We start from the raw sequence: 14029 nt of genomic DNA, 5'->3' as shown, positions 1-14029 counted from the left end.
GATTACGATTTTAAAGCCTCTCTAATAATACGAACCTCTTCTATACTATCTAAAGTTTCTATAGCGTAGCGTACGGGATGGTCTGGGTGATATAAACGCTCATACTCGCTTTGTATAATACCTAACTTTTCTTCCTCGCTTATACCTACTATAATAGGTTTGAGGTCTGAAATGTGTTTTAGAATCTCTTTTTTATAAAATTTCAGTTCAGTAGGAAAATATAATTCAAACACCATCGCATCGATTAATTCTTCAAAAAAATCAAATTGCGACCTAAAACCTTCTTTATGAGCAAGTGTTTTAAGGTATAAATAAGGGATTTCAAAAATGTTAACTGTCTCACTTGTTGGTAGTAGCACAGGTATTTTGTCGAAATAATCTCCAAACCATTTAATTCCATCCTTACCCCATATTACTCCACCAAGCACAAAATAGAAATAGACTATTCTTGAGTTGAGGATTGCGCAATAATATTCAAGATTTTTTCCGACAGCAAAGGATGTAGAATCAATAGAAAATTCACCGTTTTCTGAAATAGCAAAGGAGTTTATATTCGAAAGTCGCGTCCAGATAATTTTTCTTTTTGCAAAAGAATCATAATACCTACATTTCCTTAGTTCATACCATTCCTTTTTCCCGTTTCTAGCCTCATAAACATTACTGAGCTTTTCTTTATAATCAGACAAATACTCAAATACTTCTGGATAGTTTCTTATTTTTATTCCTGAATAAGTGTAAAACAAGTAATAATTATGCTCTTTGCATTTCCACCTTTTAATCTCTGCGCCTTTGAAAACTGGCTTTAAAATTTCAAAACTTTTTTGGTTTTTAAATACAGAAAATGCTTTTTCTACAGGTATTAAAAAGACATTGTTTAATCCAGTAGTAATGCCTCTGTTTATTGATAAGTCTTTCACTTGATTTAAGGGAGTCCCTTGCCCGATTATTTTTTCCCTAAGATTTAAGATGGTTTCATCATAAAATGCCCATTGTGAAGAATTATAATACTTACTATCAATTATTTTAGATTGTTCAAAGAGTTGATCAATAAATGAAACGTTTGTATTGTAGCTAATGAATTCTCCAGCTCTTAATTTTCCTTTCCTACATTTATTGTTTTCTACAATCGTAATTATGGTCCCCACATTGGCCTCTTTAAATACCTCTACCTTGTTAAGATTTATAATTTGTTTTAAGTTATATTCAGATAAAAATTTTCTCGTTGACTCCCCATAATTTGTAAAACAAAATCGATTTGAAGTTATATATGACAATATTCCTTTTACAGGTGATGACAATTTTAAGCCTTGCTCATAAAATAAGCTATAAATATCTCCAGACCTTACAAATGTTCTAAAGTTTTGTAACCCATAAGACTTCAATAAATTGGAAGAAATTCTTTCTTTATCCTGTAACTGAACATATGGTGGATTACCAATCACCACATCAAAACCGCCTTTGTCACGCCATACTTCAGAAAAGTAGAGTTTAAAATCAAAATCAATTTTATAACCAGCAAAAGTTTCGGCTGTATCTAAAAGTTCTCTTATTTTAGTGTTTATCTTGTTGCGTAGCGTTTTTTTGCGTTGCTCGTTAGTAACTGTATAAAATTCCTCTTTCAAACCTTCTAGTTCTTTCTCTACCTCTAAATCTCTCATTGTACCATCTGGCATACCAATTAACGAGTTACCACAAACAATTTTATAATCGAGATTCGGTAAGGTTTCTATGGGCTCTAAATCGTCTTCATCTACTACCAAAGACAACCATAAACGTAAACGTGCAATATCTATGGCTGAGCGGTCTATATCTACCCCATAAATACTTTCTTGTATAATGTGCTTTTTTAAACGATATACATAACGGCTTTCGCTAATGCTTTCTCTTTCGTGAAAGTCAAACTCCTTTAATTTATTATTTAAGTAATTGTAGCTTAAATGTGGTTTTAATATTAACTGTGCCGTTACCAACTCGTGCAATAAACCTACAGGAAATGCCCCAGAACCAATAGCAGGGTCACAAATGCGTATTTCGGTTAATTTTTTATCTATAACATCTGCATTATTACGTACACTTTCAGGCAATAAAAATTTATAGGTTTTGGTCTCGCCACGTTCTGCGACACGCACATCGTTTTCTAATGCTAAATGCCCTTCACGAATGTAATGCTCTATATCCTCTTTTAGTACTACTGTGTTATTGTCTTTATTTAATGCATTTTCCAAGTAATGTATCAAGCTTTCTTGACACATATAGTGTACAATTTCACGCGGCGTATAGAAGGCTCCTTTACTTTTACGTTCTTTAATCTCCAACATATTTTCGAAGACCTTACCTAACATTTCAGGGTCAACCGCTACTTCTTTATCGAGTGGTTCGTCTTCTTTAATGGTAAAATTGTAACGGTCAAACACATCTAGAATCCCTGTACCTTCGTCCCCAGAGTTATTTTTTTCGTCGTTACGGAATAGTTCTGTTGGAATGCTAATATTTGCGTTTTTCCAATCGTATTGTGCTTCAAACAAACCACCATTTAAAAATGGAATACGACAGTTGAAACGTGGGTAAAACGAATTATCGTTATCACGTTCTTTGGCCAACGCCTCATAAAACAAGTATTGCAAATAATCTTTAAAGAAATTGACATTTTCTTGTTGTGCCTTTTCAAAAAGTTTTTGCACAAAGTGTTTATCACCAAATCCCCAACGCTTGTTTTTTGGTACACCTAACCACCCTTTTTTCTGTAAAAAATACAAGAATACAATTTGTCCTAATAGCTTTTTGGTAAAGCCTGATGCATCTAATTGGCTGTCTTGAAAAATAGATAAGTCTTGCTTCTTAAAATATTCATAGACTTTAATGTACAAGCTTTTGTACTGTTCAAAAAACTCATCGGTTACACGTTCTATGCTAAACGCTTTTTCTAACTCTGAAATAGTTGGGTTATTTGCAATGTTTTGTAAAAGCGGTAACAATTGTGTTTTTGCGGTATACGATTTCTCATATTTACCTACCAGAAAGGAATAACGCTTCGCAGGTGTAAACTCCTTACGCATTTTTACTTTTTGCTTTTCTTTGTCTAAATAGGATTGATGCTCCATTTTTATAAAAGAAAAACGCCAATCGAAGCCTTCATCTTCTTTAGAATAAAACGCCACTAAAGCATAATCTTTCTCAAAATTATTGAGATGCTTGATAACAAAGTTTCGTAATGCTGTTCTGGCTCTTTCCAGTTTAGAAACATTCTTTACCTGAACAATCAAGACATCCAAAGCTTCCCCTTCTGGGTCTATGTATTTACCAATGCGTTTGTAGTAGCTTACGTGGTCGCGTTGGTCTTCCCAAATGGTATTGCCACTATATTTATTGGGTTTTATTTCAAAGTCGTTTAACAAGTTTTGGACGAAGTATGTGAACTGTGCTTCATCAAACGCATTGTTAAACGTTTTGTCTATTAGGTTTATAGCTGAAATTTTATCCATAATTACTTATTGATAATATATCCTGAAAGAATGACTTCTCTTTTCTGAAGCTTTTTATTGTCCTTGTTGGTAATATCCAACTGAATGCGACCATACTTACGTAATACTTGCAACACATGTAAAGGCTCTATCACTTTTTCCAATTCTTTTTTTACAATTTGAGCTGTTTTCTTCGCCATTTTACCTTCTTTAAGCGTTGCCTTTACAGCTGCAATAAATTCTTCATCGGTTTCAGTAAAACCTTTAAAGTTTTTAAATAGTTTATCTTTTATAATACGGTCTTCAATGTATTTGGCATTAGAACGTCCTTTATTTCCGCCTGTCTCTTCTTTAGATGTGGTATCGAGCGTGAATTTTGCCCGGTTGGTTTGCAACATTGTAAAGAAATTTCTTGGGACTTTAGCTCTTGGCGTTTTTGGTGTACACTCTAACTCTTGTACTGCATCAAAAAAAGTGACCTCATTGGATTTATCGCTTTGAAACCGATAGAACTTTTTAAGCTTACCTATACGGAAAAAGGTCAACATTTTTTGCAACTCCACTTCTTTATCATCAAAACCACTACGTGCTTTTTTAGGCAACCTTTTAATACGCTCAAACAAATCGGCTTCGTTGTCCCTTATGTTTCTAATGATTTCTAAATATTTTAATTCGGAATCACCTATCTCATCTTCTCCTGAATATGCTTTTTTATTATTTAAAGTATTGAATAACTCTTGACTACCAAACTCCTCACCATCACTTAAGTATTTGGCGTCTTCACCTAAAATATCGTGAAACATTTGGATTTTATTCGTGATATTCACTTCTAGACCTAAATGGGCATCGGAATGTGTTGTTGGGAAAAAGTTGTAGATATATACATAAGGAAAAGCACTACCTAAACGATTTACACGACCAGCACGCTGTAATACTCGGGTAGGATTCCAAGGCAAATCGTAATTTACTAGTACGTTTGAACGGTGTAAGTTGATACCTTCTGCTAATACATCAGTCGTAATTAAGAATTGGATATCATTAACCCAGTCCTTCTTTTTTCGGTTTGGGTCGTAGTTACATTGAATAATATCTCTTGACACATTGTGATTAGATAACAAAGTATTGTTAGTATGTCTACCTCCTTTACTAGAGAAGAACATTACTTTCTCTGGAAACTGCTCTAATAAAGCTTCGTATAAATAATCGCCTGTTTCTTTGGATTCTGTAAAGATGACAAGCTTATTCTTTTTAAGGGTTTTATCGGTTTTTAAATCTTCTATAAACTTTTCCAGTTTAGGGTCTTCATCAACTTTTGACCATAACTCGTTTATGCATTTAAGAATATCAAGGTCTTTCTGAAGTAAATCAGGGTAATTTTTGGTAAAATCATCTGATTTGTATTTATGCGCTTTATCTTCATTAACCAGCTCTTCCAGTTTATCAATATCATCGTTTTCTAATAAATCATATACATCTACTTTTTTACTAATGTAGATTGTGCCTGATTTATACATATCGATAAAATTCTCATAAGACTTAATAAAACGAGTAATACTCATTCGGAAAGCGAAAAAACTACTTTCTAAACGTTTTACGAGAATACCTTTCATAAAACCGCCAACGTTACGCTGTTGTTGCTTTTCAAATTCTGTTAATTGCTTATTCCCTTTGTAAAACAGTAATGGTGTATAACGTGCATAAGTAAACTCCAACAGTTGTTGAATGGTAGATTTAAAGATATTTTCTAAATCCCCTTCATATTCATATACAATTTTACTTGGGTCGTTTAGTGTTGGGAATACTAAACCCTGTTTTTGCATATCGTTTTTAAAATAGGTCATAACATCATTACGCGTACGACGTACCATTACATAACGCAGTACGTTGTTACGAATGTCATCTGATATTTCTTTAATAAGATGTTTGTATTCTGGGTCTGTTTTATCTACTTTATTCAAACGTGTACGTAAACCAGCAAAATACTTTTCGAGATTTACTACTCCAGGAATGGTTGAGTTTTTTGGGGATTGGAATAGTTTTAGTTGCGCAAAAATGTCGTTAATGGTATTGTTAAGCGGTGTAGCCGTAACAAGAATTACTTTTTTGTTGTTACAAATCTCTAATAAATCTGCGTAGGCTTGAGTACCCTCGTTTCTAAACCTGTGCGCTTCATCTACTACGATATAATCATAACGCTCTGTGCCTTTTTTTAGAATGTGAGGTAGTTTACCTAGTGATTCTACTTCAAAGCTTCTGATTCCAAAATCAAAAAGAGAATTCTTCCAATATTCTTTTAATACAGGTGGACAAATCACCAATGTTCTACCTATTAACTGTTGTAACAATAAGGCTGTAATAAACGTTTTACCTAAACCTACTACATCAGCTAAAAAAACTCCGTTATACCTATCTAGTATTTTTTTTGCTTGAATGGCCGCTTGACTTTGATATTTGAGTTTCATAAACCCATCAGGTAAAAATGGGTCGAACTCATCTTCTAGATTTATATCTTCTTCAAGATATTCATAAATTAACTTTAAGTACAATTCATAGGGCGTGATATTTTCACTTAACCACGTTTTATTTTCAATAGTATCAATAAAATCTTCTGAAATATCTACAGATTCAGCCCACAGTTTATTGAATTGGTCTTCTGCGAATAACACATCTCGCTTTGATCTTAACTCTACATTAAATTCACGATTTGCAATTAAACCGGATTCAGAGAAATTACTTGATCCTGTAATCACGAATCCGTAATCCCTATCTTCAGGTTTAAATTTTCCTATGTAAACTTTAGCGTGAATGTTTTTAGAAGGATATGCTCTTATTTCTAACTTTTTACCATTGCCGTGATATGCCTTATCTATTTCTGGGTCTGAACAATCTGCATTTAGAAACTCAATAAACTTTTCAATACCTTCTTGCAGTTTGTTTTCGGGTTCTTCCGTGTCTTCGATTTCTTCGAGTAAGTTTTTTTGATATACTTTCTTGGTTCTTTTATGGGATTCTAAATCCAACATCGCCATTTCTTGTTGATGTGAAATAATATCAAAAGAATCTTTATCCACATTTAACCCAACTAATATTCTTATTTTCTCCAAAGGCTCTAGAGAATCATATAATCTATGAAAACCGCTTAATCTGAAATAACCAACTAATACATCGAACAATTGTGTATCTCGTAAAGTTGACTTAAATCTATTTAACAAACTATGGCCATCCTCATTAGTGAAAAATGTTAAGTCTGTTTGATCTATATTTGACATATTATTTCTTCTTCTATTAATTCTCTATTAAAAGATCAGTCACCTTTACGTTTAATATCTCTGCTATTTCATAAAGTACCTCCAAACTTGGTTGAGTACGATTCTGGACATAGGCATTTACCGAGTTAAAGCTTTTGCCGAGCTTTTCCGCCAACCATACTTGTTTAATGCCCTTTTCTTCTAAAACTTCTTTAATACGATTCATAGGAGAGTTTAAATTCTAAATATAGAATTTACTTTGTATAAACACACCGTTTTACTTTGTGTTTTTATCAAGACAATTTACCTAACCACTCATTTGCACAATGATATTTAAACTTTGAAGTGATTTAGTTGTGGAAAGTAAGCTTTAAAAGGCCTTCAATTTTTTAAAGTTATAAATTTATTTTCGTGGCCTCCAATTCAAGCACCGTCTTTAAAATAAGAGAGCCCACGCGTTGTATATGCAGTTTGCATTTAGTGAGTGCCCATGACCTCACCTTACGGGTGTACAAGCACCCTCAATCGGTTTTGTCAATCAATTATAACTTCGAGACCTGCTTTATTGGCCTTATATTTTATTTTGGTCATCAAATCACAATAGCTCCAATTTCTTAATACAAATCCCTCTTCTTTAGCAATCTCAGTTTTTTCCTCCTGATTCAAAAGTATGAGGGTTCCTGCTCTATGTTTAACACAAAAATCAATCAACCTCCGACTATAGACATGCAAACGGTTATGGACATATTTACGTTCCGTTTGACCAAGTCTGTCAACTGCCTTCAATTTTCTTTTGATGCCTTTACCTGATTTGGAATAGGTTGCCCCGATCTTTGCCCGTCTGTGTGCCGATTGTATCGCCAGTCTTCTGTATAAAAATTCTTCCTTTGTACCAATGGTAAGCCTTGCTTTGCCAACCTTTACAACAATGGGATATTCAAGGGACAGAGAAGCCTCTGCAATAATCTCCGGTCTTAATTGATTGCTCTCTTTTTCAATTTCAAATACTGCCAATAAGAAAATCTTGCCATCTTTTAGCTTGATGTGTGATGTGCACAGCTTAGTCTTGCCCTCCACTACCCGCTCCAACAATGTCCGTTTATCCGTAAAATCCTTTCCCAAGTAGGTTTTAAAGGGAATCCGAAATAAGCGGAAGCAGAAAGCTTTTTTCTCTTCGTTGTAGTGTAATCCACTCATACCCTCCAAGTCAAAAGGGAAGGCCATATCCCTCCTGAAGTTTTTCAAAGATCGTTCACCGTTCCAATACTCCGGTCGGTTCTTTTTAAATGATGAAATCAAGGTCTGGTTCAAATTGGACAATATGTTTGTAGGGATTTCTCCTTTGAAACGGTCTGATACGACCCGATAGGTGGTGTTGATCCTAGAACGGTTTAGGATTCCTTGTTCATCCTTCTTTTCATCTGCCAATTTATATTTTATTCCTTCCGAGAGATAAAAGAATTCCCTTATCATTTCCTGAACATAAAGATGGGTCACTATTAGGTTGGCTGCCCTAAAGCATCGATTCTGCCACTGGTACAGTTTATCCAAGGCCTCTTTTTTCTCTTCTTTTGTAGGGAGGTCGATCAGCAGTTGGATCTTTCGAGTGAGTTTTAGCGTTGACTTTTCCATGTTAGGACGATTGTAATTGATGTTTTGCCTCCATCAGCCTATAAGCTATCATGAATTCCTGATGAACCTCCTTTTGAGTGAGGTTAAGCTCATTCGCTATTTCGGAAAAGGAATATTTTAGTTCACAACGCATTTTAAGCACACTTGCCTGTTCATCGGTCATCTCACCTGTGAACTTGATTTCATCCGTCTTGTTATTGCCGGAATCGAGCTTATTTCCTTGATTAAGGATGGTTTTAATATCTTCAATAGCTTCTTTGATTTCTCTACAAGTTTCATTGATGCCTTTTCCCATTGCTTTGGAAATGGCTTTATACTGAAAGCCGTATTTCAAACAAAGGTTGATTACATGCCTTTTACTATCATCCAATAATGGCAGGACGCGTTTGATACTTTCGAACTTCTCTTGTTCCCCTTCCTGTAGTTTAATATTGTCTTTGTGCTCACTAGGGTCATACCCTACCATATAGTCTTGGTAATTCTCATAACTCTCCAACGAGTGGACTTTCCTGAAAAACTTGTTCTTTGGGCGTGTATAGTAAGAAATACACTCCCTTTTCATAACAAACCGCAAGAAAAAATAAATATGTTTCGGTGATTCCAATGTATCTCTATGTACCCACAACTTCAAGAATACATCCTGAACCAATGTTTCCACAACAAAACCATCACCAAGAAAGCTCTTTCCAAGCCAGAAAATCTGTCTGTGGTATTTAGTATAGATTTCCGTAAAAGAGTTGGAACAACCCTTTTTTAGGCCTTCATAGCATTCTTCTAGGGTATGGTAGCTTTCCATGCGTTTGTTCTTTGGTATTCCTTGGTGTCGGTCAACTCCTCATTCTTTGGCTTGGAATTTTTCCAAGCTGAAATTTTCGTTTAAATTAGTCGTGTAGAAAAGTGTAACCCACCATAATTGCTTGTAAATTACCCGAAGTAGCTTGTATTTTACCAAAAGGAGGGGACAACAGAATATTATCAATATCTTTAAGTTATGCCGACAGAAACAAAAACCAATCATATAGGACGGAAGATTGCTCGAATCAGAGAACTCCGGGGAATGAAGCAAGAAACCCTTGCCGAAGAACTGGGAATTAGTCAGCAGAGTGTCTCAACCTTGGAAAAAAGTGAAACCATTGAGGATAAAAAACTTGAAGAAGTTGCAAAGGCTTTGGGAGTTACAAAGGAGGGAATTGAGAATTTTTCAGAAGAAGCTGTTTTTAATTACTTCAACAATTTTTATGAAAACAGTGCTCCGCAAGGCAATAGTTTTAATCAAGGGCCATACCCTACTTTCAATCCTTTGGAGAAAGTAGTTGAACTCTACGAACGTCTTGTTCAAGCTGAAAAAGATAAGGTCGCTTATTTGGAAAAGCTATTGGACAAGAAATAGCCCTATACTTTGACCAAATCTTCTTATAAAAGTTTCATTCAAAAAAGCGAACGAAACACAGTGAAGTGCTGCAAGTGTCCCAAATTCTTACCCCAACTTTTGCGCATGGATCCTATCGGGTTTTTGTAGTGTTCAGGTAGATAAGCGTGAAGCAAAAACCCGAAAGGGCGCAACCTACATGTTGAACTTCAATCTCAATTCCCCTAACAATACCCCTTCCAAGTGTCTTGATAATCTTGGTCGCCACTTGATAGAATAAAGTAATTATATTTAAGAGCAGGGCAGATTTGTTCAAATCACATAATAATTTAGTCCGCATTAAATATTCCAAGACCTTAACTGTGAATACGATGTTGATAGCTAGTATCATTTTGATTACAGGACTGTTGTTGTTTTTTCAACAATGGTTAGAAAAGAAAAAATACCAAGGCCCTGAATATTTAAGAAATCTAAAGAAGGCCACTAAATTTCTTGCACATATACAAACATTAAACGACTACGTAACTTGGGTACAACGCGACCAAATAAAATCAGAATATTCAACCGTAGGACAGTTCTTCAAAAACAAAACCAACTTTTACAAAAAAGAAGAAACCGTTAAACGTTTTAATGAAGTTTTTGGCAGTTTTGACAACTATATAGTCAGTTACAACCAAAATTATGTCACAGTCCAGAAAGAAAAACTAAAACACTATTTAGACAATATCGAAGGAAAAAAACTGGATGACCAGCAACGCAACGCATTGATTACAGATGAATATTCAAATTTAATAATTGCAGGTGCAGGTTCCGGAAAAACGTTGACAATCCTTGGAAAAGTCCAATATCTTATTGAACAGAAAAACATTAGCCCAAATGACATTTTATTACTATCATTTACCAAAAAAACAGTTGAAGAATTAAATGAGCGACTAAAAAAGATTGAACTTGATACCGAGGCTACCACCTTTCATAAACTAGGTTACGACATAATCAAAAAATATCATCCTGACACTCCTGCCGTTACCAATGAAAATACCTTAAGTGAAGTAATCAAAACGTATTTAAAATTCGACATTTTTAATGATCCGGAAGCATTGCAATCATATATTCAATATGTGGCTTGCTATATGAACATTCCAGAAGAGCATGACGCATTCGATTCATTCGGTGAAAAATTAGACACAGAAAAAGGAATTGATTTCCATACACTGAAGTCAAAATGTGAACCATTGAATATAGTTGAAAACCCCACACTGGATACGCTACAAGGTGAAAGGGTAAAAAGTGTGGAGGAACTCACCATAGCTAATTTTTTGTACCTCAACGGTATCGAATATGAATATGAAAAACCGTATCCCTATGGACAAACAATGTACCGTCCAGACTTTTATCTAACTGACCATGAGATATATTTAGAGCATTTCGGTGTGGACGAGCATAACCAGGCAAAATGGCTCACCTCTTTTAATGAGCAAAAATATGTGGAGGAAATGCATTTAAAAAGGGAAACGCATGTAACACATAATACCAAATTATTAGAAACGTATTCCTACTACAATAGAGACAACATTTTGTTGGAAAAGCTTAGGGAGATGTTGGAAATGGAGAACATTACCTTAAAGCCAAGGGATGCTAAAGATATTTATGAAAAAGTATCCGATAATGGCAAAAAATTCGGCGAAGAAATAAACAAGCTAATTGAAAGCTTTATAAACCTGAGCAAATCAAGGCAATTGAACCAGCATTCGCTGATGAATTTATTTTCTCATAAAACTAAAATCAAAAGTGATTTTATGCTAGAACGGCAGGACATGTTCTTAAAATTCGTGATTCCAATTCTTGAAAAATATAATAATGTCCTAAGTGAAAGAAATGAGATTGATTTCAACGATATGATAAATAAAGCTACTGATGTTATATCAAGCAACAAACCTCAATACGCGTATGAGTATATTATCATTGACGAATATCAGGATATTTCGTTTTCACGTTTTAATTTGATTAAAGAAATTCGGGCTTTATCAGGAGCAAAATTAGTTTGTGTAGGAGACGATTGGCAATCGATTTATCGTTTTGCAGGAAGCGATGTTTCCTTGTTCAGCAATTTCGGGAAGTATGTCGGGAAGTATGAGCAATTGGTAATCGAACAGACCTATAGAAATTCACAATCGCTTATTGATATCACTTCGAAATACATACAGAAAAACACCAAGCAGATTCCCAAAAAACCTAAGTCCCGGAAGGAACCTTTGGATGACCCCATTAAATTTGTTCATTACAAACCAGAAGAAATTGAGCACGCTTTCATTGACCAAATACAATTACTGGTAAACAGATATGGCGATAAATCAATCTTGGTCTTGGGCAGGCATGGTTTTGACATCAACGACTTGATAAAACTAACTCCAAACAGCAAAGTAAAATACTTTGCAAGATCTGGAAAACTAGAAGTAAAGGGCTTTGAGGATGTTGACATTAAATACCTTACCGTACACAAATCCAAAGGTACGGAAGCAGAGAATGTTATAGTGTTGAACCTTAGAAATCATTTGCTAGGTTTTCCAAACAAAATGACGGACGACCCTATTTTATCCCTTTTGCTCAGTGAGGATGAAGGATATAGATTTGCGGAAGAACGTAGATTATTCTATGTTGCATTGACAAGGACCAAAAATGAGGTTATATTATTAATTCCGTCCGAGGCTTCCCTATTTGTAGAAGAATTAATGATGGATAACAATTATTTATTATCCAATTCAGAAGGAACATTAAATCCTACAAATTGCCCTTATTGCAAAACAGGAAAACTAGTTATCCGACAAAATAAGGGAAATGGTAATCAATTTTTAGGATGTTCTCATTATCCTAGCTGTAGCCAGACGTTTAGCGATATAGAGATTTTAGAGGATAAATTCCTTTGTCCCGATTGCAAAAGTGGTTTTATGACAAAGAGAACAGGGATATACGGGAACTTTTTAGGGTGTACAAATTATCCCAAGTGCAGAAGTACAATAAAATTATGACACTTATTGGATTTCAATACCCCATGTCCTCACCTGTGCCCCTGGCCTTATCGATACCCCTTCCAAGGGCCTTGATGATCTTGGCCGCCATTTGTATTTTATTAGTCGGTATACTGGGAGCTTTGACACCCATCGTCTTAAGCAGTTTAAAGGCCATATCCTTTTCCTTCGTGGGCAGTCCCATGATCTTGGCAAAGAACTTCCCCGGTTCCTTGGAATGGGCCTTTTTCCCCACATAGGATTCCACATAGTTCCTCTTGAACCCTGTTGTCCTGTCAAAGGTCTTTTCTGCTGCTTGGTAAAAGCCGTCCCGGTCAAACCCCCTTTTTATGGTCTTTCCGTTCAGTTCTACTTCGGATGCTTTATGTTTTGCCATTGGTGAAAGGGTGTGGGTGTTCGTTACGTCCCTTCTACTGACAATAATATGGATATGTGTCTGTGGCCCTTCCTTTTGCATCCCTGCGGCCACCAACTGTCCGTTCTGTTTGTGTGGGGCCAATCTTTCTTGCTCTTTGATTCTTTTTTCAAGCTCATTGACATTCCCGATGGATTCGCCCCGTTCCACTTTGCGAATCTCGTTCCTGAGCCTTGCTATTTCCCCTCGATATGGTGCATTCTCCTGCACCTGTTTATCAAATCCCCGATAGGTGCGTTCATGCTCTATCTTGGCATAATATTTCAAGTTTTCGGCCTTGACCTCTTGGTTGCGATGGAAGCTCTTGGCATAGTCCTCCATGAGTTTCCTTGTGTATTCCCTTAGCATATTGGGGTCATTCCCAATGGCCTTCAGCTCCCTTTTATTAGGGCTGACCACAATGGAATAGAATTTCGGATCCTTCTGCCTTAGTTTGGCCGTATTGGCATCTATTTCATCGATGACCGTTTGAGGGCTTACGCTGTCATTTTCTTGGTCAAAGAATTCCTCCCTTTGTTCGGGCGACCTGTCCTCGTTCTCCTTTTCCAGATAGTCCACATAGTTCCCTACACTGGAGTTGTAGGTACTGCCTATTTTCTGTGCTGAGATGGTAAGGTACATGGCTGTTATCTTAATTGGTATTTCAGGCTTTCAAAATCCCCAATGCCCATGTTGATTTTTAAATAGGGCTTTCCCATCATAGGCTCCACCTTCTCCACATTGTGGAGCATTTCATTGCAGCGTTTTTTATTGGACTTACTATATTTAACCGGACATAGAGTTAAGAGCGTTTTAGTTATTAAAATTAACTTTGAAAAATGTCAAGAGAAAAAAGAAATTACACTGCAGAGTTTAAGGAAAAAGCTGTAGAACTTAGT

The 14029-nt window shown here is 35.6% G+C and carries 8 protein-coding genes; 2 read left to right on the top strand and 6 right to left on the bottom strand.

The window, feature by feature from the left end:
* Positions 1-2: 2 nt before the first annotated feature.
* The 5 genes from ACQQ5U_RS11090 to ACQQ5U_RS11070 form a co-directional block, all read right to left on the bottom strand.
* On the bottom strand, positions 3-3482 hold the full coding sequence (locus tag ACQQ5U_RS11090; RefSeq protein WP_437397527.1) for an Eco57I restriction-modification methylase domain-containing protein: 3480 nt from the start codon (positions 3480-3482) through the stop codon (positions 3-5).
* A 2-nt stretch (positions 3483-3484) separates the two neighbouring features.
* Positions 3485-6730, bottom strand: coding sequence for a helicase-related protein (locus tag ACQQ5U_RS11085; RefSeq protein WP_437397525.1), 3246 nt, complete (start codon positions 6728-6730; stop codon positions 3485-3487).
* A gap of 16 nt (positions 6731-6746) precedes the next feature.
* Positions 6747-6935: a helix-turn-helix transcriptional regulator gene (locus ACQQ5U_RS11080; RefSeq protein WP_151891647.1), complete on the bottom strand. Its 189-nt coding sequence runs from the start codon at positions 6933-6935 to the stop codon at positions 6747-6749.
* Between the two features lie 308 nt (positions 6936-7243).
* Entirely contained in the window at positions 7244-8341 is a 1098-nt protein-coding gene (locus tag ACQQ5U_RS11075) for a hypothetical protein (protein ID WP_437397523.1), read from the bottom strand.
* A 1-nt stretch (position 8342) separates the two neighbouring features.
* The gene (locus ACQQ5U_RS11070) at positions 8343-9137 is read right to left on the bottom strand and encodes an RNA polymerase sigma factor (protein ID WP_437397521.1); all 795 of its coding nucleotides are present in this window, start codon (positions 9135-9137) and stop codon (positions 8343-8345) included.
* Between the two features lie 195 nt (positions 9138-9332).
* Between ACQQ5U_RS11070 and ACQQ5U_RS11065 the strand changes: the two genes are divergently transcribed.
* On the top strand, positions 9333-9731 hold the full coding sequence (locus ACQQ5U_RS11065; protein WP_437397520.1) for a helix-turn-helix domain-containing protein: 399 nt from the start codon (positions 9333-9335) through the stop codon (positions 9729-9731).
* Positions 9732-10081: 350 nt separating this feature from the next.
* Positions 10082-12736: a UvrD-helicase domain-containing protein gene (locus ACQQ5U_RS11060; protein ID WP_437397518.1), complete on the top strand. Its 2655-nt coding sequence runs from the start codon at positions 10082-10084 to the stop codon at positions 12734-12736.
* Between the two features lie 13 nt (positions 12737-12749).
* On the opposite strand, the gene mobB is transcribed toward ACQQ5U_RS11060, so the two are convergent.
* Positions 12750-13772, bottom strand: coding sequence for a MobB family relaxase (gene mobB / locus ACQQ5U_RS11055; RefSeq protein ID WP_437397516.1), 1023 nt, complete (start codon positions 13770-13772; stop codon positions 12750-12752).
* Between the last annotated feature and the right edge of the window lie 257 nt (positions 13773-14029).

This window comes from Flagellimonas lutimaris, from assembly GCF_051494225.1.
Lineage (GTDB): Bacteria > Bacteroidota > Bacteroidia > Flavobacteriales > Flavobacteriaceae > Flagellimonas > Flagellimonas lutimaris_A.
The sequence above is the reverse complement of the archived record's forward strand: the minus strand, read 5'-3'. Positions and strand labels throughout refer to the sequence as shown.

Coding starts and splice junctions, on each gene's coding strand:
- ACQQ5U_RS11085 (WP_437397525.1), bottom strand. CDS start 6,730: ATGTCAAATATAGATCAAACAGACTTAACATTTTTCACTAATGAGGAT.
- ACQQ5U_RS11080 (WP_151891647.1), bottom strand. CDS start 6,935: ATGAATCGTATTAAAGAAGTTTTAGAAGAAAAGGGCATTAAACAAGTA.
- ACQQ5U_RS11060 (WP_437397518.1), top strand. CDS start 10,082: ATGTTGATAGCTAGTATCATTTTGATTACAGGACTGTTGTTGTTTTTT.
- ACQQ5U_RS11075 (WP_437397523.1), bottom strand. CDS start 8,341: ATGGAAAAGTCAACGCTAAAACTCACTCGAAAGATCCAACTGCTGATC.
- mobB (WP_437397516.1), bottom strand. CDS start 13,772: ATGTACCTTACCATCTCAGCACAGAAAATAGGCAGTACCTACAACTCC.
- ACQQ5U_RS11070 (WP_437397521.1), bottom strand. CDS start 9,137: ATGGAAAGCTACCATACCCTAGAAGAATGCTATGAAGGCCTAAAAAAG.
- ACQQ5U_RS11065 (WP_437397520.1), top strand. CDS start 9,333: ATGCCGACAGAAACAAAAACCAATCATATAGGACGGAAGATTGCTCGA.
- ACQQ5U_RS11090 (WP_437397527.1), bottom strand. CDS start 3,482: ATGGATAAAATTTCAGCTATAAACCTAATAGACAAAACGTTTAACAAT.